This is a genomic window from Bradyrhizobium sp. USDA 376 (genome assembly GCF_054063675.1).
The window spans coordinates 5,525,888-5,546,467 of sequence record NZ_JBSSGN010000001.1; the positions used below are offsets into that span (position 1 = coordinate 5,525,888).

Genomic DNA, 20,580 nt, shown 5'->3' on the forward strand with positions numbered 1-20,580 from the left:
CGGGGGCCATTCGCCCGCTATTCGCGGGGTGCAACGGATCTTCGGGCCAGCCAGATTCGTCCACAGCACCGCTGAAGCCTCGGCGCTCCGCCTTCTGCTTCGCGCTATCATGATGAGGTTTGCACAAGCTCTGAAATGGCCCCGACCAGAACAGGACTTCATCGCCGCGGTGACGAACGACGTGGTCGCAAATGGTCGCTCTCGTGCGCTCGCCGGCCTGAAGGCAGAACGCGCACCAAGGCTCGGCCTTCAGTTGTGCCAAACGAATGGCGCGCCAACGGGGAGTGAAGTACAGCCGCCGGAATGCCATAGCCTCAGGACTTCGAGCTTCTGCCATGCGGGGCCTAACTGATTTCCAACGTCACGCTAGTCGCCAGAGGCCTGCCGGTGCGCTTGTTCGATGTCAGCGCCGCATCGCGATATCGGCAGAGCTCTGTATTCACTTCAGCGACCGTGTTCATTCAGTGTTCCACTTAGTGTAGATCGGTCGCGCCGCGATCGATCCACTCGCGAAGCCTCGTCATGATTTCCTCGAAAGCGTCCTGCACCGCCTCGCGATTATCCTGCAAAACGGCCTGAGCTTCATCGACCGTCAGCGCGCCCCTTTCGACCGTATCGACGATGAACTTTTCCTCCGATTGAGCGATGATGCCGGAGACTTCAGAACGCGCTTTCGACATGATCGCATCGATGTTGTTGATCTTGGTCACCGGGTTGCGTCCTTTCCGTCTCGCCCGGCCTTCACGCAAAGCCTCCAAACGCCATCGCCAGATCCGGGGCGAACGCCTTTGGAATCGATCAGGGCGTACCACATTGAGCCGCGGTCACTACAAAACGAATGGCGCGTGAATTCCTTATCAGCGGTCCAAGTGCCCGCCCAAGGCACGAGCGGTCGCTCTTGAATTTCGAGGGTCTTTTTCTCAACCTCAATGAGGCGATCGACCAGAGGAGTCACCGCCCTGACAACGTAGTCCCTGAACGCGGGGGCGATAGCCTCCATCATCGCGCCAATCTCCCACAGCTTCTCATCCGAGATTCCGGATTGCTTGATGAATTGTTGCTTTTGCGACTCGGTGGGATCCTTGATCGCGCCGACCTCCTCCGCGGTCATCGGCACGCCGTCGATGATATATTTACGAACCATTGCGGGACTCCATGATCACCTTTTCCGCCAACGCTTTCAGCGCCGCCGCGAGTGGCAGGGCGAACGCTGCGGGTGGTGCAATTCCGACCGAGGTCAGCGCCTTGTTTGATTTGTCGATATCGGCGAGTGCCTGCTCGGCTAGGCTGACAGCGTCCAGGAGTTGCTCGGCCGCGCTACGGCGGAACGGAGCAAGTGAAGCCGCTACAGACCGAGCGTGCTCCTGCATAAGCCCTGCGACTTGGCGACGGAGTTCGCCCGCCTCGGTGCGCGCGTTCAAGACTTTCCGGTTAAGAACAATTCGCTCGGCCTCAAGTTCATCCTGTTCGGTTTTCGAAAGGACCATACGGGGGAGCGGCGACCTGAAATTGAGCCGTTCCTCGATCTCACCGAGCCGCTTGGTCAGTGACGCTTCGAACGCGACACGTTCCGCCAACGCGCGCTCGGCATCGTGCAGGGCTATAGGCTTCGCGACGGCGGCGACGATCGATTCGACGCCCGGGCAGATGAGCGACGACGGCAAGAGTTTTGAGAGAGATGCAACCACGGTCATTCGTCTTTTTCCTGATTCGGATCCCGTCGAAGATCGGCCGCGGCGATGCGTAAATAGTCAGGCATCGGAGGCTCGAGCCCGCTCGCCTCAATCACCTTGCGCAATCTCTGTTGCAACAGTGCTCCAGGCATCTCGCCATCAAGCAATAGCACGCGGAGGGCGCCGGACGGGGTTGTCCACCGTAGGAACGCGCCGCCAGCCGCTACAGCCCATGCGACGTTGTGTCCGAAATGGGTTTTGCCGATGCCGCGCGGTGCATGCACCATCGCGAGCCCTGCCTTCGGTAGCCATGGCGCGAGCAAGTTTTCCCGCGGGGGAAAATCTCGGCGGAGGAAGTCGTCGTAATTGATTGCCGAGACCTGTTTACGATCGATAGCTAGGGCAAGCGCGTCTAACTCGGGATTCGATATTCGGTCAGGATCAAGCATCGTCGCGCCCCCCGCTGGCCATGGCGGCGACCATCACCGTTTGAATCGTTTCGATGCCGTGCTCGAAATAGAGCTCATTGTAGATCGCGGCAGTGTGCAGATGATCCGCGGCGGCGGCGCGCGACATGAGACCGAACCGAACCAACTCGGCTACGCGCTCGGCTTCCGCAACGAAGGCGTAGAACTTCGCACTCGCGATGGCCGCGCAGATCTCGGTCTGCAGGGTCGACCACTGCGCCGGGTCGACCATGCGCATCTGTTCGCGGATATCGCTCTCTAAGTTCAGGGTCATCGCGCCACCCCAAACGCTAGTTGCGCGATGGCGGAGGCGAGCGCGTAGCCGATCAAGTATGATCGGGCGATCTTATTGACTTGAAGGGCGGCTGTGATATTTTCCGGTTCGATCGAGCCCGACGCCTGATCAATTACCGGAAGGTCGACGCCCGCCCCGGCGCCGGCCTTCTGCTTTTTGGAGGTCATTTAGGCGACGGCCTCCGCGTCAAATTCCCAGACCCTGCTGCGCGCCTGCTGATCGAGCCAGGCGTCAACGTCCTCGGGGCGATAGCGGACCTGATGACCGATTTTCAGATAGCGCGGGCCGGTGCCCGTCTGTCTTGCGTGGTTTAACCACGAGACGGACTTGCGGAGCCGCGCGGCGACTTCGTTTGAGGTGAGAAGCACGTTTTCTTTCCCCTTGCTAAACCAGCGCGCACCATGCGTCGCGTTGCAAGGGGTATTAGCGAGTGCGTTTGTTCCGCCCGTTCGTGCCGGAACAACTTTCTTAGCTTGGACGCTTCACGCCCCTTATTGCCTTGCGGATTGTCGAGTCCGCCATGCGTTCGAAGCCTCGTTTCTCCAGTTCATCGTTGATGGAATCTTCGATGCGCTTGCCAGCATGGCTGTGTTTCTTCCGCTTGGATGCGTGCTCGCGGGCAATCGTCCGCCACTCCTCTGCTGTGTCGCGTCGATACGTATTGTCATCGCTCCGCTTTCCGGCCCTGTCTTCAAGCAATGCGCGCCGTGCCTTTTGACGCTCTAGCGCCAGTGTCTCTGGTGTCGTGCCGGTAACTGGTGCCCGATGCGCAACCCACCTTAACCGCTCGGTTACTTCGCCCAACTGCATGGCGAGTTGCGGATCACCCGGAGAATGTTCGCGGCGTATGGACAGGACCAGCCATTCATGCACCGTCTCCCAAATCCTATCGGGCTTCCAGTCAGTGCTGCTGAGAATGTGCACCAACACGGCTTCTCGATCGCCGGGCGGGATTGCCCGCAACTTGCCAAGCAAGTCTTCGTCGTCGGGATGAAGGTCAATTGTCACGGCGCTGGCCTCCACTTCCAGCCGGCGAACTTGTCGTCGCGCTGCCGGATGTGTCCGTACCGCTGCAACGAGGCCCAGGACCGATGTCCGGAGACGAGGGCGACGTGCGGAATGTTCCAACCAGCCTCGAAGAGCCGGGAAACGCCTTCATGCCGAAGGTCGTGGAAATGCAGATCGTCGATCCCTAGCAGCTTACAGGCCCGCGTGAAGGCCGCGCCAATCGCGTCGGTGCTGTAAGGGAAAATGCACTCGTTGTTCCGCGGTTGACGCTTTATGACCGCCTCGGCCTCCGGTGGCAGTTCGCACCAGATATCGTTTCCGAGCTTGGCGCCGGGATTCTTCATGTCTCGGACGAGAACGCGGGCTGGGTGCTTATCGGTCGCCGCCTCGTGGTCAGTCCATCGAATCCGCGTGATCTCTTCCATCCGCCGGGTCGAGAACAGAGCGAAAAGGACGATGTCGACCATAGGAGCCGAATGCGGCGCGCGTTGCTGGCGCTCCTCGAAGTGATCGAGAAGGCCTCCCAACTCATCGAGGGTGGGGCGTCGCTCACGCTTATTCGATTTCGCTATGATCTTTTGCTTGCGCAGGACGAATAGCGCGTCGGACATTGCCTCCGGATCGAGCGGCCATCCCCAACCCTTCTTGGCGACGGCAAAGACGCTAGCCAGATGGGATAGATAATTGTTTATCGTCGACGGACCTGGATTCTTGAGACCGGTGACTGTGCTGATCGTGCCGGCAAATGCGACGACGTCCTTGCTCTCAACCTCACGGCACGCCATGGCCGAGATCGAGTGGCGACGGATCGCAGCGAGACAGGCCGCCTTTGTGTCGCCGATCTCGCCGCCGTGTTCCTTGATATAGCGGTCGATGGCATCAGCCAGTGTTTTGGCCCCCTGCGTCGCAGCCTTAAAAGCCTTGGGGTTATCGAGCTCCGCTTCGCGTTGTCGGATCCACGCCTGCGCCGTTTTATGATCCCTGAAGGTCCGGTTCTCACGGACAGTCTTATCGCCATGCTTGCGGGCGATCTGGCAAAGGTAAGATGGTTTGCCGTCCCTGCGTTTTCGCTGGATAATGGTCCCCATCTACAACATGCCCCTCCCATAACAACAATTGTTGTATTGGATAGTGCAAATGGCTGCAAAATGCAACAATTCGGTATATCAGGTTACAACGTATGAGCGCCGCTATTCCCGCAGGTATTGGCAAAAAGCCAAACGATTTCGAGCCTTGGACCATGTCTGTCGCACCCATGATGGATTGGACCGACCGGCATTGCCGGGTGTTCCACCGTCACCTCACCCGACGGGCGCTGCTCTATACGGAGATGCTGACAACGGGCGCCATCATTCATGGCGACCGGCAGCGGTTGCTCGGCTTCGATGCGATCGAACACCCGGTGGCGCTTCAGCTCGGCGGCTCGGATCCGCGCGAGCTCGCGCTGGCGGCGCGGATCGGCGAGGATTTCGGCTATGACGAGATCAATCTCAATGTCGGTTGTCCGTCCGACCGCGTGAAGGATGGCCGCTTCGGCGCCTGCCTGATGGCAGAGCCGGAACTCGTGGCGCGGTGCGTCGATGCAATGAAGCGGGCGGTTGCCGTGCCCGTCACGGTGAAATGCCGCATCGGCATCGATGATCAGGATCCGGAAGTGGCACTCGATACGCTTGCGCGCGCGGTGGTAGCCGCGGGCTGCGACGCGTTGATCGTGCACGCGCGAAAGGCCTGGCTCAACGGTTTGTCGCCGAAGGAGAACCGCGATATTCCGCCGCTTGATTACGATCGCGTCTATCGTCTCAAGCGCGCCATGCCTGATGTGCCCGTCATTATCAATGGCGGCATCCCGGGCATCGACGAGGCGAAAGCTCATCTCGAACACGTCGATGGTGTGATGCTCGGTCGGGCCGCTTATCAGGAGCCGTGGCGGCTACTGTCTGTCGATGCCGAGATCTTCGGCGAGGCAGCGCCGCATGCGACCATGCAGGACGCATTCGAGGCGATGATACCCTATATCGAGGCACAGCTCGCGCGCGGCACGCGGATGCACGCCATCACGCGGCATTTCGTCGGCGCTTTCCACGCCGTTCCCGGCGCACGTGCGTTCCGCCGGCATCTCGCCGAGCAGGGCGTGAAGCCGGGCGCAGGTCTCGACGTGTTGCGTGATGCGATCGCGCGCGTCGGTGTGCGCGTGCCGGCGGAGGTAGCTGCCTAGCCGCGCCTATCATGAAGAAGGGGCCGATCGCAGGATCCGGCCCCCTCCCTCGATCCGCAATCAGCGGAACAGGTCGAAATGATAGTTCACGCCGACGCGGAACGTGTGGAATTTCGCGGAATTCCAATCCGGCAGATCGTCGTGCTTGAACTCGGTGTAGAGATACTCGGCCTTGGCCGACCATTTCGGCAGGAACGCCCACTCGACGCCGCCGCCCGCGGTCCAGCCCATCTTCATCTTGTTGATCGGGCCGTCCTTCAATTCGCCCGCGGCGAGACCCGCGGTCCCGAACAACAACAGCCGTGAATCCATCGTCGCGATGCCGGCGCGGGCGCGGCCGGTCATGTACCAGGGGATGCTGACGGCTGCGCTGTTGAGGGCGTCATGGTTCTTGATGTCGCCACCCTCGAAGTCGTTCTCGATGCCGACCACGAACATCGGCGAGAGCTGATAGTTGTAGCCGATCTGCACGCCGCCGAAGGCGCCCTTGACCTTGCCGCCGCTCACGCCGACGAGGTTGTTGAAGGCATCGTCGCCGCTCTCGGCGTAGCCGGCGTTGAGGCCCGCATAGAGACCCGTCCACGAATAGACCGGCTGCGGTGCTGTGTAGGCGGCGGAGGGGGCAGCATAGCGCGGCGACAGGTCGGCAGCGCCGGCACTGCCTGCGGCGATCGTCGCGGCAAAGGGCAGGGCGCGCATCAGGCGACGCAAGGCGGCTCTGGCAGTCATGACTCAAATCTCCCACTTGGCCGCTTCCGGCGGGAAGCAGCGCTTGTCCAACCCCGATCCGGGAATGCGATAATTATAAACCGACCGGACGGTTTGTAAATAGCGGAAATGCCACACCTCTGCGCATTCGGGCGGGCCGCCCAAGATCGTGGTTGGGATGGAAGGATTTAGTCGACCGCCGTGCGCGAGCGGCGGTGGCTGCTCTGCAGCTCGGGATAGCCCGTGAGCATCAGCTTGTCGGCGCGAACGCCCCAGCTCTCCAGGCGGTCGAGGAAGCTCATGCCGAGCAGATTGGTCTTCATCTGGCCGCGCTGCACGACGAGAGCCGGCACCGATTTTTCGACGAGGTGACCGACGGCGAGACGATCGAGCGTGAGCCGGGCCGCCTTGGTGTGGCCGCCCGCGGTCTCCAGATCGACGTTATGTTCGAGCATTTCGAGCGGCAGCCCGATCGCTTTCGCCGTTTCCCAGGTCAACACCACGGAGGTCGCGCCGGTGTCGATCACCATTGGCGCGGCGACGCCGTTGATCTTCGCGCGCAGCGCGAATTCGCCGCCCTGGCCGCGCGGGATCTGCACGGCGGGGGGCGGGGCGGCGGTCTGTCCGCGGAAGATGTGCGAGACCTTATGGCTCGCGCGCGCGATCTGATCAGGGTCGCCATAGGCGACGACGGCCCCCGCTGTGCCGGCGAGCATGACGAGCACGAGGAGGAAGCGGATCATTGCGCACCTCCGCAACCGCGCAGGCCGATCAGGTGCGTTTCGGCGATCCCGCGATCGGCTGCAAACCGGCGTCCGCCATGCGGGCCGGCAACAGCGCCATGAGCGAGAGCCGTTCCGCGCTCTCCATGGCGTGCCAGCGCGCGATCTCCGGCAAGGTGCGGCCGCAGCCGAAGCACAGCTTGGTCTTGGGATCGATCATGCAGACGGCGACGCACGGCGTTTCTTTGCTCATTCGGACATAGTGGAGGATTGTCGGGCATGTCTGCAAGCATCTGGTTAAGAGCCCGTGCCCGCGCTCATGATCGGCTTGTGGCGCGGCCGGCGCTTCTCGTCGGGTAGGGCGGAACCTTCAGGCTGCAGCGGCGGAGAATCGTCCGACAGCGGCGCCAGCGCGCTCATCACCCGCTCCGGCGGGAAGGTGACGATCACCTCGGTGCCGATGCGCAGCTTCGATTTCAACGTGAACGTGCCGCCATGCAGGTCGATCAGGTTCTTGGCGATCGGCAGGCCGAGGCCGGCGCCCTGTTCGGCCGACTTGATCGAATTGGAGCCCTGGCCGAACGAGGCGAGCACGACCGGGATCTCGTCCTCGGGGATGCCGGAGCCGGTATCCTTCACCGACAGATATTGTCCGCCCGACGCGGTCCAGCCGGCCTTGAGCCAGATCTCGCCGCCTTGCGGGGTGAACTTGATCGAGTTGGAGAGCAGGTTGAGCACGACCTGGCGGATCGCGCGCTCGTCGGCCCAGAGCCGCGGCATCGCCTGCTCGAACACCTCGTGGATGGTGATGCCGCGGCTGGAGGCGCGCAGCTTCATCAAATGATGGCAGTCGGCGACGATGCCGACCAGCGATACCGCTTCCTCGTTGAGCTCGTAGCGGCCGGCCTCGATGCGCGACAGATCGAGGATCTCGTTGATGAGGTTGAGCAGGTGCACGCCGGAATTATGGATGTCGGCGGAATATTCCTTGTAGACCGGCACCGCATGCGCGCCGAAGATCTCGCTCTTCATCACCTCGGAGAAGCCGAGGATGGCGTTCAGCGGCGTGCGCAGCTCGTGGCTCATCTGCGCGAGGAAGCGCGACTTGGCGACGTTGGCGGATTCGGCGCGGTGGCGCGCCTCGTCCGAGATCGCCTTCGCCTGTTCGAGCTCGCCGATCAGCGCGTCCTTCTCGGCGCGCGCCTCGAGCGTCGCGAAGGTCGAGGAGTGCAGGCGGTGCGCCAGCAGCACGAAATAGCCTTCTGCGGCAATCGCAAGCGCGGCCAGGATGTAATTGTCCAGCGAGCCGATCATCACGAAGCTCAGCGCCATCGCGACCGCGACCGGCGCGGTGGCGGCAAGCGCGGCGATCGGCAAGTTCGCAGCCAGCATGCTCGATACTGCGATCACAAGCAGCATCAGGAACATCATCAGCGTTTCCGTGACCATGTCGAGCACGGGATGGATCAGGATCGCCATCCAGCACAGGCCATAGAGCAGGTCGAGCACGACGAAACGGGTCCGCCAGGCGCGCGTCGCCGCGGGTGAGGCGGGCTCAGTCAGGAAACGCCGGCAGCTGCGGACCATCGCACCGTGGATGCAGAGCATGCCGGCGGTCCAGAGCGCGGCCGGGATCGGCTGCATCCATAGCCCGAACAGCACGCCGGTGGCGACAACCAGCAGCATCACGACGTAGGAGGCCGATAACCGCGTCTGCGCATATTGGCGCAGCATCTCTGCGTCGAAGGCCGGCCGGGTTCCGCTGGTCGACGTTAACTTATCGCGGGCCTCGCGCACCCGCTGCGCCGCAGCCCTTCGGCTGCTCGCCGATGGAGCGCTGACCGGCTCGGCCGGAAGCTGCACAACCTCAGGCTTTTCAGCGGGGTTACTCATCGAACAACAACGATTCCTGCCCGCGCCGGGCGCGGGCCTTCTGCATTCTCTATCTCTGGCAAGAAATCCTTAAGAGGTGACTTAAGGAGCTAAAGAATTACGTTAACCCGGCGTTAATTTTGGACCCGGTCCGCGCCGTCAATGCAGTGCCGCCTGCTGGGCGACGTAGACCGCAGCCCCCGCCAGATAGCCCGCGAGCGCGGCAGGCGCGATGCGGCGGGCGTACCAGAGGAACTCGAGCCGCTCGAGCCCCATGGCCGCAACGCCCGCGGCCGAGCCGATGATCAGGATCGAGCCGCCGGTGCCGGCGCAATAGGCGATGAACTCCCAGATGAAGCTGTCCGGCGGATAATGCGCGAGGTCGTACATGCCCATGGTCGCGGCGACCAGCGGCACGTTGTCGATGACGGCGCTGAGCAGTCCGAGCACGACGACGATGACGTCCTGGCGGCCGATCGTGGCATCGAGCCATTTGGCCAGCATCGACAGCAGGCCGGCATGCTCGAGGCAGGCGACCGCGAGCAGGATGCCGACGAAGAACACGATCGAGCTCATGTCGATCCGGGTCAGCGCGTGCACCAGCGTGAGAGGCTGGCGCACGTGCTCCTCCTTGTGGCGATGCACGATCTCGCCGACCAGCCAGAGCACGCCGAGCCCGAACAGGATGCCCATGAAGGGCGCCAGATGCGTGACCGCCTTGAACGCCGGCACCGCGATCAGCGTGCCGAGCCCGAGAAAGAACATCAGGTTGCGCTCGAACCGATCGACGGCGAGGAGCCCGTTGTCCTTCGGCGGCGGTGCGATGATCTTGCCCCTGAGCGAGAAGCTGATGAAGGCGAGCGGCACCAGCAGATTGAGCAGCGAGGGCAGGAACACCGCGCTCATGATCTTCAGCGGCGAGATCTGCCCGCCGATCCACAGCATGGTCGTGGTGACGTCGCCGATCACGGTCCAGGCGCCGCCGGCATTGGCGGCAATGACGATGAGGGCGGCAAATAACAGGCGGTCGTCGCGGCGGGCGATCAGCTTCTGGATCAGCGAGATCATGACGATGGTGGTCGTCAGATTGTCCAGGATCGCGCTGAGGAAGAACGTGACGAAGCCGATCAGCCAGATCAGGATGACCTGGTTCGTGGTGCGGATCAAGGAGGTGATGACCTCGAAGCCGTCATGGGCGTCGATCACCTCGACGATCGTCATGGCGCCGATCAGGAAGAAGACGATCTGTGCGGTGGAGGCGACGGACTCGTCGAGCTGGCGGCCGATCAGCGCGTGGTCGTCGGTTGCGACTGCGTAGATGGTCCACAACAGCCCCGCGCCGAGCAGCGCTGTGGCGCTCTTGTTGACGCCAAGCGGGTGCTCGAGCGCGATCGCCGCATAGGCAAGGACGAAGATGGCGGCGATCGCGATCAGCAAGGTCGTTTCAGATCGTCAGGTATCAGCGATTGAGGCGGGCGAGCAGGCTCGACGTATCCCAGCGCTTGCCGCCCATCTTCTCGACCTCGGCGTAGAATTGATCGACCAGCGCGGTGACAGGTAGATTGGCGCCGTTGCGGCGGGCTTCGGCGAGCGAGATCGAGAGGTCCTTGCGCATCCATTCGACCGCGAAGCCGAAATCGTACTTGCCGTCGTTCATGGTCTTGTAGCGGTTCTCCATCTGCCAGGACTGCGCGGCGCCCTTGGAGATGGTCTCGATCACGGCGGCGACGTCGAGGCCACTCTTTTGAGCGAAGTGAATACCCTCGGAGAGGCCCTGCACGAGGCCGGCGATGCAGATCTGGTTGACCATCTTGGTCAGCTGGCCGCTTCCGGCGGGTCCGAGCAGCTTGCACATCCGCGCATAGGCGCCGGTGATGATCGGCTCGGCGCCGGCATAGGCATCCTGCGCACCGCCGCACATCACGGTCAGCGCGCCGTTCTCGGCGCCGGCCTGGCCGCCGGAAACCGGCGCGTCGATGAACTTGAATCCGGCCTTGGTGGCGGCCGCGTCCAGTTCGCGCGCGACCTCGGCGGAGGCGGTGGTGTGGTCGACGAAGGTTGCGCCCTTCTTCATGCCGGCAAACGCGCCATCGGCGCCGATCGTGACCGAGCGCAGGTCATTGTCGTTGCCGACGCAGCACATCACGAAATCCTGGCCCTCGGCGGCAGCCTTCGGGGTCGCCGCCGTCTTGCCGCCGAACTTGTCCGCCCATTCCTTCGCCTTGGCCGCGGTGCGGTTGTAGACGGTGACCTCATGGCCCCCTTTTTTCACGAGGTGTCCGGCCATGGGGAAGCCCATCACGCCGAGACCGAGGAAAGCGACTTTAGCCATGTGTGGTACCTTGTCCGTAGTTTGGGTTTTACGGTTGTAGCCGGGCGGGGGACGCCCAGGCGGCATCTTCGGGGTTCCGCCCTGGAGCGGATCGGGCGCACCATAAACCCTTAAGGGCGGAGGGCAACGGCTTCGTTTGGCGCCCTCCTGTGCTAGGATGGCGGACCTCAAGAACTTCAAAACAAGGGAGCGAAACATGGCATCGGGCTTGGGCGGCGTGAGCGTTGGCGTCCTCGATCATTTCAATATAAGGACCCGGAATCTGGCCGAGACCGTCCGCTTCTACGAGGACGTGCTGGGTCTGGAAAAAGGCCCCCGGCCGAATTTCGCCTTCCCGGGCGCCTGGATGTACAGCGAGGGCAAGCCGGTGGTGCACCTCGTCGATATTTCTTCGACCTCGGAGCCACAAAAGCCGGATTCCGGCGTTGTCCACCATGTCGCCTTCGTCAGCCGCGGATTTGACGGCATGAAGCAGCGGCTGACGTCCAAAGGGATGACGTTCGACTCCCGCCAGGTGCCCGGCGGCGACCTCTGGCAGATCTTCGTCCACGACCCCAACGGGGTCATGATCGAGCTGAACTACGAGGCGGCTCTGGAGCAGGGCGCCGCGCCTGCCGAGATGGCTGACGATATCGGCAGGCAGTAGCCTTTTGGTCGTTTCCGCTCTAATGGGGCATCCTGAAGCCTTGGGCATGATCTGACCGGATCATGCCCCGTTTGGGAGATGCGCTTTGAGCGTGACGCAGCAACAGGTTCTCGACAGCCTCGCCCGGATCAAGTCGCCGCGCGGGGTTGCGCTCATCAATGCCAATGTGCTGAGCCCGATCAGCGCCACCGACGGCAAGGTGTTCTTCTCGATCAATGTCGATGCCGCCGAGGCGCGGGCCTGGGAGCCCATCCGGGCCGAGGCCGAGGCCGCGGTGCGCAGCCTTCCGGGCGTCACCACCGTGATGGTGGCGCTGACCGCCGAACGCAAGCCCGGCTCCGCGCCGCCTCCGCCACCAACGCCGAGCCGCGGCGCGCCGGGCGTGCAGCCGATCCATGCCCACAAGCCACCGCAGGGTGGCGGGTCGCCCATGGCGCGGCAGTCGGAGATTCCGGGCGTCGCCGCCGTCATCGCGGTCGCCTCGGGCAAGGGCGGCGTCGGCAAGTCGACCACCGCGCTCAACCTTGCGCTGGGGTTGCGCGACCTCGGCCTCAAGGTCGGGCTGCTTGATGCCGACATCTACGGCCCCTCGGTCCCGCGGCTGACCGGTTTGCGCGACAAGCCGGAGCTGGATGGCGAGCGCAAGATGATTCCGCTCCGGCGCTTCGGCCTTGCCATCATGTCCATCGGCTTCCTGGTGGAAGAGGAGACCGCGATGATCTGGCGCGGGCCGATGGTGATGTCGGCGGTGACGCAGATGCTGCGCGACGTTGCATGGGGCCAGCTCGACGTGCTCGTGGTCGACATGCCGCCCGGCACCGGCGATGCCCAGCTCACGCTGGCGCAGAACGTGCCGCTGAAGGGCGCCGTGATCGTCTCGACGCCGCAGGACCTGTCCCTGATCGACGCCCGGCGGGGGCTTGCGATGTTCAGGAAGGTCAACGTGCCCGTGCTCGGCATCGTCGAGAACATGAGCTATTTCCAGTGCCCGCATTGTGGCACGAAATCCGACATCTTCGGCCATGGCGGGGCGCGGCACGAGGCCGAGAAGCTTGGAGTACCGTTCCTCGGCGAGATCCCCTTGCACATGGCGATTCGCGCCACGTCCGACGCCGGCAATCCCGTCGTCGACAGCGAGCCGGACGGTCACCATGCGGCGATCTACCGCGCCATTGCGGGACAGGTCCGTGACCAGCTCAAGGGCGTCATCGCCGTGGCCTGACGCGGAGAGGCCAGTCCGTCGGGACATGCGACTTTCGTAGAGCCCCGTCATGCCATTGTCGCGTTCCGAAAGCGCCCCTTCCGTGTTAAAGGCCCACGGCAGTCAAGCCCCTTCGGTTCGACGCGGCCGGAACGCGTCGCCGGAATGAGCGGCGGCAAAAGAGAAGTTAAGGGGAAACGCCCCAGCAAGGAGAGACCTGAAGATGAAGCGTCGTGATTTTCTCAAAGTGTCGGCAGCAGGCGCGGCGGCGACCGCAGTGGCCTCGCCGGCGATCGCGCAGTCCTCGCCCGAGATCAAGTGGCGCCTGACGTCGAGCTTCCCGAAGTCGCTCGACACCATCTATGGCGCCGGCGAGCAGGTGGCGAAGTACGTCGCCGAAATGACCGACAACAAGTTCCAGATCCAGGTGTTCGCCGCCGGCGAAATCGTGCCCGGCCTCCAGGCGCTCGACGCGACCTCGAACGGCACGGTCGAGATGTGCCACACCGTCTCGTACTACTATGTCGGCAAGGACCCGACCTTTGCGATCTACGCCTCGGTGCCGTTCGGCCTCAATGCGCGCCAGCAGAACTCCTGGTGGTACCAGGGCGGCGGCATGGAGCTCGGCAACGAGTTCTTCAAGAAGTCGAACGTGATCGGCTTCGCCTGTGGCAACACCGGCGCCCAGATGGGCGGCTGGTTCCGCAAGGAGATCAAGACCGTTGCCGATCTCTCCGGCCTGAAGATGCGTATCGGCGGCATCGCCGGCCAGGTGCTGCAGAAGGTCGGCGTGGTGCCGCAGCAGCTCGCCGGCGGCGACATCTATCCGGCGCTGGAGAAGGGCACCATCGACGGCGCCGAATGGGTCGGCCCCTACGATGACGAGAAGCTCGGCTTCGCCAAGGTCGCCAAGTACTACTACTATCCGGGCTTCTGGGAAGGCGGCCCGATGGTGCACGCCTTCACCAACCTCGACAAGTGGAATGCGCTGCCGAAGAACTACCAGGCGATCCTCACCAATGCGATGGCCAACGCCAACAGCTGGATGGCCGCGCGCTACGACATGCAGAACCCGGCGGCGCTGAAGCGACTGGTTGCCGGCGGCACCCAGCTGCGTCCGTTCACCAACGAGGTGCTGGAAGCCTGCCTCAAGGCGACCAATGAATTGTGGGCGGAGATCTCGGGCAAGAACGCCGACTTCAAGAAGTCGATCGACGCCATGCAGGCCTACCGCTCCGACGAATATCTGTGGTGGCAGGTCGCCGAATACACCTACGACACCTTCATGATCCGCGCGCGCACCCGCGGCTGATCTTTCGAAAGAGTCGCAAGACTGGAAAGCCCGGCCTCCAGCAGAGGCCGGGCTTTTTCTTTGTTGCGGCGCATTTGGGGTGCGAAACAAAGAATGTCGAAAACAACCCCATGCACAGTAGAGGCGGGGTGAGGGCACGTTGCCCTGGGGATGCTGCCAACAGTTTGACGGGTCGGAGCAAATCAGCGGGACAGAGCAATCATGGCGCATCTGCCTCGACCATCGTCATTGCGAGCGCAGCGAAGCAATCCAGAATCTCTCCGCGGAGGGACTCTGGATTGCTTCGCTACGCTCGCAATGACGGGTGGACGGAGCTGGGCATAGCCGTACACGTTTGACTCGTCGGGCAAAACAGTGGCATAAAGCGATAATCGCAAAATCCGAATTGGCGCGCGACGTCGATCATTTGGAGCGACGATGAGCTTCGATCCCGATGAGGTTCAACGCGCGCTGAGCAAGGCATGGTCGCTGTCGACGGCCAGCCAATGGACGGCGGACAATCCGGCGGCGGGGCAATGCAACGTCACGTCACTGCTGATCCACGCGCTCTTTGGCGGTGACTTGCTGAAGACGCCGCTGCCGGCCGGCGACCATTTCTATAATCGGATCGAAGGCGAGCGATACGACTTCACGGCGAGCCAGTTCGATCAGCCGATCGTTTACGTGGACGTGCTCACAGATCGGACCGACGCGGAGCGGGAAGCGACGAGTGAAGAGCTGGCTCAACTCAGAGCGGCATTTCGGAAGCGCCACATCAAATCAACTTGGAGACTGCGACGGCTTTCAAGCGCAACCCGTCAGCTTCCTTGCGGAAGACGCATGGCTCTCAATTCGTGTGGCGCCAAAGGGGCTCCGAAGCTATTTGGGCGCGCGGGACTTGATACTCACCATCTCGACGTGCGCGGTACGTATTTTTTCGGTGTTCCTTTCGTGGAACGATCAGGCTAACGGAAATCGGCAATCGGGCTGAAGTCGCGGCGGTATCATCACCGCCGTTCCGGCTTCACGGGACGGTATTACCGGACCCAACAAGTCCCGACGGGAATTCAACCTTCATCGAATACGGCGGCTCTCGATCCCGGATCGAGATGCCAAGACGGCCGTTGCCTGGGGACTTATCAGTGACAATGGCAATTGAGATTTTACAGCTCCTGGTACGATCGGCCGACAGTTGGCTTTTTGACGGCAGTCTTTCGGGTCTGAGCGATCGGGAATGGATGGCCTTGCGCTATCTCGCCCGCGCCAACAGGTTTTCGCGGACGCCGAGCGCTCTTGCCGGCTTTCTGGGCACGACCCGCAGCGCCGCATCGCAGATCGCCGCCGCGCTGCAGAGCAAGGGATTGATGGTCCGCAAGCCAGTTGCAGAGGACAAGCGCTCGATTGCGCTCTGTCTCACGGGAGCTGGCGAGAGATTCCTCGAGCATGATCCGATGAACGCTTTGCGAGATCGCCTTGTGGCACTTGATGTCATCGATCGATCTCAGCTGCGCGATACGCTTCGCCGCGCCTTGGCCGGGCTCGATGTCGGCAAGCGTCGCCATCATGCCGACGTTTGTACTGAATGCGTGTTCCTGATCGAGAGGGGAGAGGGGAAGGACCGGCATTTCAGGTGCCAGTTCTTTCGGAAAGCCATCGCCCAGAAAGACACGGCCCTGCTTTGCGCCTATTTCGAGGGGCGGAGCTAGAGAGGTCAGTTGCAGGAGGCCCGTAAGGCCTCTTGGCGAAGGGCATGCAAGCACCTGCTATTTCCCGCGGTACCTGAGCGCCTCGACCAGGAGCGAAAAGGCCGGCGAGGGTTGGCGGCGGCTCGGATAGTACAGATGATAGCCCGAGAACGGCGGGCACCAGTCCGATAGTACCCTGACCAGCTTGCCGCTGGACAGGTAGGGCTGCACATGTCCCTCCGTGAGGTAGGCAAGGCCCAGGCCCTTGAGCGCTCCGTCCAGCAGAAGGCCGGCGCTGTTGAAGACGAGCTGTCCGTCGACGCGTACATTCAGTTCGCGGCCGCCTTTCTCGAACTCCCACGCATAGAGGCTGCCGCCATGGGTCGGCAAACGCAGGTTGAGGCAGTTGTGATGCGTCAGATCCTGCGGAACCCTGGGGCGCTTGCGCGCGGCAAAGTAGGCGGGCGAGCCGACCACGGCCATGCGAAGGTCGGGACTGACGCGCACCGCGATCATGTCCTTGGCGACGAGCTCGCCGGGGCGAATGCCCGCGTCGACCTGCTGTGCCACGATGTTGGTGAGACCGTAGTCGATGATGATCTCGACATGGATATCGGGGTATTTCGGAAGCAGCTTTGCCAGCGCGGGCAGCACGATTTCGGATGCCGCATATTCGGTCGCGGTCAGCCGCACCGTTCCGGCCGGCTTCTCCCTGAGCTCGCCGAGTGCGGCGAGGTCGGCGTCCATCTCGCTGAACTTGGGAGCGATGCTTGCAAACAGGCGCTCCCCGGCCTGCGTCGGCGTCACGCTCCGCGTCGTCCGGTTGAGCAGCCGCATGCCGAGGCGCTCCTCCAGATTCCGGATGATCTGGCTGAGCGCGGACTGCGTCATGCCGAGCCTTGCCGCTGCGCGCGTGAAGCTGCGTTCGCGCGCCACCGCGAGGAAGGCGAGGAGATCGCCGGCGTCGTCCCGGTTCATTAATTAGCCCAGCTAATGACTGCATTCGAAATCTATCACCTAATCAGGGGAGCGCGGAAGCTCTAGGTTCGGCTTGGCCATCCAACCAAGCAGGAGCCGCGAGAGGCATGTCGGCAACAACGATGCAGGAGCAGGTCGCGCGCCTTCGCGGGGCTGCAGCCTTGCTGCCGATCATGGGCGTGGTCTTCGTGGCCTTTCTCGTCATCGGCGTTGCGATGCCCGTGCTTCCGCTTCACGTCCATGATGGACTGGGCCTCGGCACCTTCGTGGTCGGCCTCGTCGCCGGCAGTCAGTTCGCAGCCTCGCTGGTGTCGCGGCCATGGGCGGGTCACTTTTCGGATGAACGCGGAGCGAAGCGCGGTGTGGTTATCGGCCTGTTTGCGGCCGCGGTGTCCGGACTGCTGTATCTGGCTTCGCTGGGTGTGACCCAGGCGCCGCTGATCTCGGTCGCGATACTCCTGCTCGGACGCGGGCTGTTGGGCGCGGCCGAGAGCTTCGTCATCACCGCTGCCGTGAGCTGGGGGCTTGCGCTTGCCGACGGCCGCAGCACGGGCAAGGTCATCGCCTGGGTGGGATCAGCGATGTTCGCGGCCTTTGCGATCGGCGCGCCGGCGGGCTCGGCGCTCTACGCTGCCTATGGATTTGCCGCGATCGCAATCGCGACAGCGGTGGCGCCGCTGCTGACGCTGCTGCTCGTCGCGCCGCTTCCCGCGGTTGCGCCGATGCACCAGGTGCGCCTCTCGTTCGTTCAGGTCGTCGGCTCGGTGTGGGTGCCGGGTTTCGGCTCGGCCCTCGGCAGCGTCGGTTTCGGTGCGGTGACGACGTTCGTCGCCTTGCTGTTTGCGAACCGTGGATGGGCGAACGGCTGGCTCGCCTACAGCGCCTACGCTGTCGCGTTCATCCTGGCACGGGTGTTCTTCAGTCATGTGGCCGACGCAGTCGGCGGCGCAAGGGTCGCGCTGGTCTGCGCGCTGATCGAAGCCGTCGGGCAGGCGCTGATCTGGCTCGCTGCCCGGCCCGAAATGGCGCTCGCCGGCGCGGCACTGACCGGCTTCGGCTTCTCGTTGGTGTATCCCGGTTTCGGCGTCGAAGCCGTGCGCCGCGTTCCAGCGCAGAGCCGCGGCCTCGCCATGGGCGCCTACACCGCCTTCCTGGACCTTGCGCAAGGGCTCGCAAGCCCTGCGCTCGGACTGATCGCGACCGGCGCGCGGCTCAACACCGTGTTTCTCGTCAGCGCCATGACCGTGCTCTGCGCCGCGCTCGTCGCCTGGTGGCTGATCGTGCATCCCGCAACATTGGAAGGATCCTCGCGATGAAGCTGCTCGCAGTCACGCTGTTTTCGTTCTGCCTGTTTGCCGGCGACGTGGCCGCCAGCGAGCTACAAGGAGCCAATCTCATGTCGAAGCCCGAAGACATCCGCGCCGTCGCGCCCGCGCTCGAAAGCTTTGCGCAGAAGGTTCTCAAGGACGATCTCTGGAAGCGGCCGGGCCTCTCGGTTCGGGACCGCAGCATCGTCACCGTCGCGGCTCTCATCGCCCGCAACCAGACAGTCGAGCTGCCGACCTATCTCGGTCTCGCACTCGACAGCGGCGTGAAGCCGTCCGAGATCTCCGAGATCATCACGCATCTGGCCTTCTACACCGGCTGGGCGAATGCGATGGGGGCGATCCCGGCGGCGAGGGACGCGTTCAGGAGCCGCAACATCGGCGCCGACCAGCTTCCGCCGGCGTCGGGGCCGCAGCTTGCGCTCGACGAAGCCGCGGAGAAGCAGCGCGCGAGCCGGGTCGGCGAGCAGTTCGGACAGATTACGCCGAGCCTCGTGCAATATTCGAGCGACGTGCTGTTCCGGGATCTCTGGCTGCGGCCGGCGCTGGCGCCGCGCGATCGCAGCCTCGTCACCGTGAGTGCACTGATCGCAACCGGCCAGGTCGCGCAGATCACATATCATTTGAACCGGGCGATGGATAACGGGTTGACGCGTGAGGAGGCCGGCGAGGTGCTCGGGCATCTCGCCTTCTATGCCGGCTGGCCAAATGCGTTCTCAGCAGCGCCGGTCGTCAAGGACGTCATCGAGAAGCGTCCGCACTGAAGGAAAACCGGGCCATGCCTCATGTCACACGCAGGGGCGCGCTGATCGGCGCCGCCGCCGCTGCGATCGGAGTTCGCCGGACGCTTGCGGCCGAAGCACAGAAGGAAGCCCACATGGACATCGACATCAAACGGAACGGATCGCGCCCCTCACAGAAGGGCCCGGCCGACTGGTTCACCGGAACGGTGCGCATCGATCCGCTGTTCCAGGCGCCCGATCCCGCGCGCGTCGGCGCCGGTCAGGTTACGTTCGAGCCCGGTGCCCGAACCGCCTGGCATACGCACCCGCTCGGCCAGACCCTGATCGTCACCGCCGGGCTCGGCTGGGTGCAGCGGGAGGGCGGCCCGGTCGAGGAGATCCGGCCCGGCGACGTCGTGTGGTTTCCGCCCGGACTGAAGCACTGGCACGGGGCCTCGCCGACGACGGCGATGACCCACATCGCCATCCAGGAGTCCCTCGGCGGCAAAACCGTTGACTGGATGGAGAAGGTCGGCGACGAACAATATCGCAGGGGATAGCGCGCAGAGCCGCTACATCGGACTTGCGTTCTGCGAAGACCGAGGGAGCAGTGCATGGCGATCGTCTTCATCACCGGCAGCACGGATGGTCTCGGCCGGGCGGCGGCGCAATCGCTGCTCGATCAGGGATACCGCGTGGTGCTGCACGCGCGATCGGCCGAGCGCGCCGCGGCGGTTGCGGACTTCGCCTCGCATGCCGCGGGGATCGTGGTCGGCGACCTCAGGAGCGCCGTCGAGACCAAGGGCATCGCGGACCAGGTCAACGCGATCGGACGCATGGACGCGATCATCCATAATGCCGGCGTCTACACCGAGCGCAGCCGCGGCGCGACCGCGGAGGGCCATGCCGGCACGCTGGCGATCAACACGCTGGCGCCGTACCTGCTGACGGCCCTGATCGCGCGGCCGAAGCGGCTGGTCTATCTCAGCAGCGGCCTGCATCGCGGCGGCGAGGGCTCATTGCGCGACATCGACTGGACCAAGCGAAGCTGGGATGCGGGGAAGGCCTATGCCGAGAGCAAGCTGCATGCGGTCGCGCTGGCTTACGCCCTGGGACGGCGCTGGCCGCACGTCCTCTGCAATGCGGTCGATCCCGGCTGGGTGCGCACCAGAATGGGCGGCGCGGGTGCCCCCGTTGACCTCGACACCGGACAGCGTACGCAGTCCTGGCTCGCCGTCAGCGAGGAGCCGGCCGCGATGGTCAGCGGCCGCTACTGGCATCACCTCCGGCAGGAGCAGCCGGCCGGTGAGGCGACCGACGCCACATTCCAGGACACGCTCATCGCCAGGCTGGGCGAACTGACGGGCGTAGAGCTTCCAGCGGCATAAGGGATCAATAAACCGGGAGGTGTGAAGCGCCTCACATTCGCCCCGGAGAATT

26 protein-coding genes are annotated in these 20,580 nt (G+C 63.6%); 10 read left to right on the forward strand and 16 right to left on the reverse strand.

The features are described from left to right. Window positions 1-473 precede the first annotated feature (473 nt). The 9 genes from ACVJ19_RS25345 to ACVJ19_RS25385 all read right to left on the reverse strand — a co-directional run bounded on the left by ACVJ19_RS25345 (window position 474) and on the right by ACVJ19_RS25385 (window position 4,531). The gene (locus ACVJ19_RS25345) at window positions 474-710 is read right to left on the reverse strand and encodes a hypothetical protein (protein ID WP_453951835.1); all 237 of its coding nucleotides are present in this window, start codon (window positions 708-710) and stop codon (window positions 474-476) included. Further along, window positions 707-1,144: a hypothetical protein gene (locus tag ACVJ19_RS25350; protein WP_453951836.1), complete on the reverse strand. Its 438-nt coding sequence runs from the start codon at window positions 1,142-1,144 to the stop codon at window positions 707-709. The genes ACVJ19_RS25345 and ACVJ19_RS25350 overlap by 4 nt, the downstream gene beginning before the upstream one ends. Further along, window positions 1,134-1,694, reverse strand: coding sequence for a hypothetical protein (locus ACVJ19_RS25355; RefSeq protein WP_453951837.1), 561 nt, complete (start codon window positions 1,692-1,694; stop codon window positions 1,134-1,136). Before ACVJ19_RS25355 ends, ACVJ19_RS25350 begins: the two co-directional genes overlap by 11 nt. Next, window positions 1,691-2,122, reverse strand: a complete 432-nt coding sequence (locus ACVJ19_RS25360; RefSeq protein ID WP_453951838.1) for an AAA family ATPase — start codon at window positions 2,120-2,122, stop codon at window positions 1,691-1,693. Before ACVJ19_RS25360 ends, ACVJ19_RS25355 begins: the two co-directional genes overlap by 4 nt. Beyond that, complete coding sequence (locus ACVJ19_RS25365) at window positions 2,115-2,414, reverse strand: hypothetical protein (RefSeq protein ID WP_453951839.1); 300 nt, start codon at window positions 2,412-2,414, stop codon at window positions 2,115-2,117. Before ACVJ19_RS25365 ends, ACVJ19_RS25360 begins: the two co-directional genes overlap by 8 nt. Then, the gene (locus ACVJ19_RS25370) at window positions 2,411-2,602 is read right to left on the reverse strand and encodes a hypothetical protein (RefSeq protein WP_453951840.1); all 192 of its coding nucleotides are present in this window, start codon (window positions 2,600-2,602) and stop codon (window positions 2,411-2,413) included. Before ACVJ19_RS25370 ends, ACVJ19_RS25365 begins: the two co-directional genes overlap by 4 nt. Next, a complete protein-coding gene (locus ACVJ19_RS25375) occupies window positions 2,603-2,803 on the reverse strand; it encodes a helix-turn-helix transcriptional regulator (protein ID WP_453951841.1) in 201 nt (66 codons plus the stop codon). It abuts the gene before it with no gap. A gap of 100 nt (window positions 2,804-2,903) precedes the next feature. After that, entirely contained in the window at window positions 2,904-3,443 is a 540-nt protein-coding gene (locus ACVJ19_RS25380; RefSeq protein ID WP_453951842.1) for a hypothetical protein, read from the reverse strand. Then, window positions 3,440-4,531, reverse strand: a complete 1,092-nt coding sequence (locus tag ACVJ19_RS25385; protein ID WP_453951843.1) for a tyrosine-type recombinase/integrase — start codon at window positions 4,529-4,531, stop codon at window positions 3,440-3,442. The genes ACVJ19_RS25380 and ACVJ19_RS25385 overlap by 4 nt, the downstream gene beginning before the upstream one ends. A 92-nt stretch (window positions 4,532-4,623) precedes the next feature. Between ACVJ19_RS25385 and dusA the strand changes: the two genes are divergently transcribed. Beyond that, window positions 4,624-5,658 carry a tRNA dihydrouridine(20/20a) synthase DusA gene (dusA, locus tag ACVJ19_RS25390; RefSeq protein WP_453951844.1) on the forward strand — a complete coding sequence of 345 codons (1,035 nt, stop codon included), beginning with the start codon at window positions 4,624-4,626 and terminating at the stop codon, window positions 5,656-5,658. A 60-nt stretch (window positions 5,659-5,718) separates the two neighbouring features. Here the strand turns inward: dusA and ACVJ19_RS25395 are convergent, their stop codons facing one another. The 6 genes from ACVJ19_RS25395 to ACVJ19_RS25420 all read right to left on the reverse strand — a co-directional run bounded on the left by ACVJ19_RS25395 (window position 5,719) and on the right by ACVJ19_RS25420 (window position 11,292). Beyond that, window positions 5,719-6,387 (reverse strand): outer membrane protein, encoded by a 669-nt coding sequence (locus tag ACVJ19_RS25395; RefSeq protein WP_453951845.1) that lies wholly within the window; start codon window positions 6,385-6,387, stop codon window positions 5,719-5,721. Between the two features lie 167 nt (window positions 6,388-6,554). Then, on the reverse strand, window positions 6,555-7,109 hold the full coding sequence (locus ACVJ19_RS25400) for a TIGR02281 family clan AA aspartic protease (protein ID WP_453951846.1): 555 nt from the start codon (window positions 7,107-7,109) through the stop codon (window positions 6,555-6,557). Between the two features lie 28 nt (window positions 7,110-7,137). Next, complete coding sequence (locus ACVJ19_RS25405; protein ID WP_453951847.1) at window positions 7,138-7,341, reverse strand: DUF1289 domain-containing protein; 204 nt, start codon at window positions 7,339-7,341, stop codon at window positions 7,138-7,140. Window positions 7,342-7,385: 44 nt separating this feature from the next. Beyond that, window positions 7,386-8,981, reverse strand: a complete 1,596-nt coding sequence (locus ACVJ19_RS25410; protein WP_453951848.1) for a sensor histidine kinase — start codon at window positions 8,979-8,981, stop codon at window positions 7,386-7,388. A 138-nt stretch (window positions 8,982-9,119) separates the two neighbouring features. Continuing rightward, on the reverse strand, window positions 9,120-10,397 hold the full coding sequence (gene nhaD / locus ACVJ19_RS25415; RefSeq protein WP_453951849.1) for a sodium:proton antiporter NhaD: 1,278 nt from the start codon (window positions 10,395-10,397) through the stop codon (window positions 9,120-9,122). A 22-nt stretch (window positions 10,398-10,419) separates the two neighbouring features. Further along, a complete protein-coding gene (locus tag ACVJ19_RS25420) occupies window positions 10,420-11,292 on the reverse strand; it encodes an NAD(P)-dependent oxidoreductase (protein ID WP_453951850.1) in 873 nt (290 codons plus the stop codon). 196 nt (window positions 11,293-11,488) lie between these two features. Here ACVJ19_RS25420 and ACVJ19_RS25425 point away from each other — a divergent pair, with 196 nt between their 5' ends. The 5 genes from ACVJ19_RS25425 (at window position 11,489) to ACVJ19_RS25445 (ending at window position 16,136) form a co-directional block, all read left to right on the forward strand. After that, window positions 11,489-11,938 (forward strand): VOC family protein, encoded by a 450-nt coding sequence (locus ACVJ19_RS25425; protein WP_453951851.1) that lies wholly within the window; start codon window positions 11,489-11,491, stop codon window positions 11,936-11,938. Window positions 11,939-12,023: 85 nt separating this feature from the next. Next, window positions 12,024-13,160: an Mrp/NBP35 family ATP-binding protein gene (locus ACVJ19_RS25430; protein WP_453951852.1), complete on the forward strand. Its 1,137-nt coding sequence runs from the start codon at window positions 12,024-12,026 to the stop codon at window positions 13,158-13,160. A 202-nt stretch (window positions 13,161-13,362) separates the two neighbouring features. Continuing rightward, on the forward strand, window positions 13,363-14,451 hold the full coding sequence (locus ACVJ19_RS25435; RefSeq protein ID WP_453951853.1) for a TRAP transporter substrate-binding protein: 1,089 nt from the start codon (window positions 13,363-13,365) through the stop codon (window positions 14,449-14,451). Window positions 14,452-14,868: 417 nt separating this feature from the next. Further along, window positions 14,869-15,399 (forward strand): YunG family protein, encoded by a 531-nt coding sequence (locus ACVJ19_RS25440; RefSeq protein ID WP_453951854.1) that lies wholly within the window; start codon window positions 14,869-14,871, stop codon window positions 15,397-15,399. Between the two features lie 179 nt (window positions 15,400-15,578). After that, window positions 15,579-16,136 carry a MarR family winged helix-turn-helix transcriptional regulator gene (locus tag ACVJ19_RS25445; protein WP_453951855.1) on the forward strand — a complete coding sequence of 186 codons (558 nt, stop codon included), beginning with the start codon at window positions 15,579-15,581 and terminating at the stop codon, window positions 16,134-16,136. A 57-nt stretch (window positions 16,137-16,193) separates the two neighbouring features. Here the strand turns inward: ACVJ19_RS25445 and ACVJ19_RS25450 are convergent, their stop codons facing one another. Continuing rightward, window positions 16,194-17,093 (reverse strand): LysR family transcriptional regulator, encoded by a 900-nt coding sequence (locus ACVJ19_RS25450; protein WP_453951857.1) that lies wholly within the window; start codon window positions 17,091-17,093, stop codon window positions 16,194-16,196. 107 nt (window positions 17,094-17,200) lie between these two features. Between ACVJ19_RS25450 and ACVJ19_RS25455 the strand changes: the two genes are divergently transcribed. The 4 genes from ACVJ19_RS25455 to ACVJ19_RS25470 all read left to right on the forward strand — a co-directional run bounded on the left by ACVJ19_RS25455 (window position 17,201) and on the right by ACVJ19_RS25470 (window position 20,528). After that, entirely contained in the window at window positions 17,201-18,409 is a 1,209-nt protein-coding gene (locus ACVJ19_RS25455; RefSeq protein ID WP_453951858.1) for an arabinose transporter, read from the forward strand. Next, on the forward strand, window positions 18,406-19,182 hold the full coding sequence (locus ACVJ19_RS25460; RefSeq protein ID WP_453951859.1) for a carboxymuconolactone decarboxylase family protein: 777 nt from the start codon (window positions 18,406-18,408) through the stop codon (window positions 19,180-19,182). The genes ACVJ19_RS25455 and ACVJ19_RS25460 overlap by 4 nt, the downstream gene beginning before the upstream one ends. 119 nt (window positions 19,183-19,301) lie before the next feature. Next, on the forward strand, window positions 19,302-19,700 hold the full coding sequence (locus ACVJ19_RS25465) for a (R)-mandelonitrile lyase (protein WP_453955203.1): 399 nt from the start codon (window positions 19,302-19,304) through the stop codon (window positions 19,698-19,700). A 54-nt stretch (window positions 19,701-19,754) separates the two neighbouring features. After that, window positions 19,755-20,528 (forward strand): SDR family NAD(P)-dependent oxidoreductase, encoded by a 774-nt coding sequence (locus tag ACVJ19_RS25470; RefSeq protein ID WP_453951860.1) that lies wholly within the window; start codon window positions 19,755-19,757, stop codon window positions 20,526-20,528. Window positions 20,529-20,580: the final 52 nt, after the last annotated feature.

What these genes read in the sequence shown, in the direction of transcription:
- dusA (WP_453951844.1), top strand. Translation starts at nt 4,624, where the DNA reads ATGAGCGCCGCTATTCCCGCAGGTATTGGCAAAAAGCCAAACGATTTC.
- ACVJ19_RS25350 (WP_453951836.1), bottom strand. Translation starts at nt 1,144, where the DNA reads ATGGTTCGTAAATATATCATCGACGGCGTGCCGATGACCGCGGAGGAG.
- ACVJ19_RS25385 (WP_453951843.1), bottom strand. Translation starts at nt 4,531, where the DNA reads ATGGGGACCATTATCCAGCGAAAACGCAGGGACGGCAAACCATCTTAC.
- ACVJ19_RS25435 (WP_453951853.1), top strand. Translation starts at nt 13,363, where the DNA reads ATGAAGCGTCGTGATTTTCTCAAAGTGTCGGCAGCAGGCGCGGCGGCG.
- ACVJ19_RS25420 (WP_453951850.1), bottom strand. Translation starts at nt 11,292, where the DNA reads ATGGCTAAAGTCGCTTTCCTCGGTCTCGGCGTGATGGGCTTCCCCATG.
- ACVJ19_RS25470 (WP_453951860.1), top strand. Translation starts at nt 19,755, where the DNA reads ATGGCGATCGTCTTCATCACCGGCAGCACGGATGGTCTCGGCCGGGCG.
- ACVJ19_RS25440 (WP_453951854.1), top strand. Translation starts at nt 14,869, where the DNA reads ATGAGCTTCGATCCCGATGAGGTTCAACGCGCGCTGAGCAAGGCATGG.
- ACVJ19_RS25360 (WP_453951838.1), bottom strand. Translation starts at nt 2,122, where the DNA reads ATGCTTGATCCTGACCGAATATCGAATCCCGAGTTAGACGCGCTTGCC.
- ACVJ19_RS25365 (WP_453951839.1), bottom strand. Translation starts at nt 2,414, where the DNA reads ATGACCCTGAACTTAGAGAGCGATATCCGCGAACAGATGCGCATGGTC.
- ACVJ19_RS25405 (WP_453951847.1), bottom strand. Translation starts at nt 7,341, where the DNA reads ATGAGCAAAGAAACGCCGTGCGTCGCCGTCTGCATGATCGATCCCAAG.
- ACVJ19_RS25400 (WP_453951846.1), bottom strand. Translation starts at nt 7,109, where the DNA reads ATGATCCGCTTCCTCCTCGTGCTCGTCATGCTCGCCGGCACAGCGGGG.
- ACVJ19_RS25395 (WP_453951845.1), bottom strand. Translation starts at nt 6,387, where the DNA reads ATGACTGCCAGAGCCGCCTTGCGTCGCCTGATGCGCGCCCTGCCCTTT.
- ACVJ19_RS25455 (WP_453951858.1), top strand. Translation starts at nt 17,201, where the DNA reads ATGTCGGCAACAACGATGCAGGAGCAGGTCGCGCGCCTTCGCGGGGCT.
- ACVJ19_RS25460 (WP_453951859.1), top strand. Translation starts at nt 18,406, where the DNA reads ATGAAGCTGCTCGCAGTCACGCTGTTTTCGTTCTGCCTGTTTGCCGGC.
- ACVJ19_RS25355 (WP_453951837.1), bottom strand. Translation starts at nt 1,694, where the DNA reads ATGACCGTGGTTGCATCTCTCTCAAAACTCTTGCCGTCGTCGCTCATC.
- ACVJ19_RS25370 (WP_453951840.1), bottom strand. Translation starts at nt 2,602, where the DNA reads ATGACCTCCAAAAAGCAGAAGGCCGGCGCCGGGGCGGGCGTCGACCTT.
- ACVJ19_RS25450 (WP_453951857.1), bottom strand. Translation starts at nt 17,093, where the DNA reads ATGAACCGGGACGACGCCGGCGATCTCCTCGCCTTCCTCGCGGTGGCG.
- ACVJ19_RS25410 (WP_453951848.1), bottom strand. Translation starts at nt 8,981, where the DNA reads ATGAGTAACCCCGCTGAAAAGCCTGAGGTTGTGCAGCTTCCGGCCGAG.
- ACVJ19_RS25445 (WP_453951855.1), top strand. Translation starts at nt 15,579, where the DNA reads ATGGCAATTGAGATTTTACAGCTCCTGGTACGATCGGCCGACAGTTGG.
- ACVJ19_RS25425 (WP_453951851.1), top strand. Translation starts at nt 11,489, where the DNA reads ATGGCATCGGGCTTGGGCGGCGTGAGCGTTGGCGTCCTCGATCATTTC.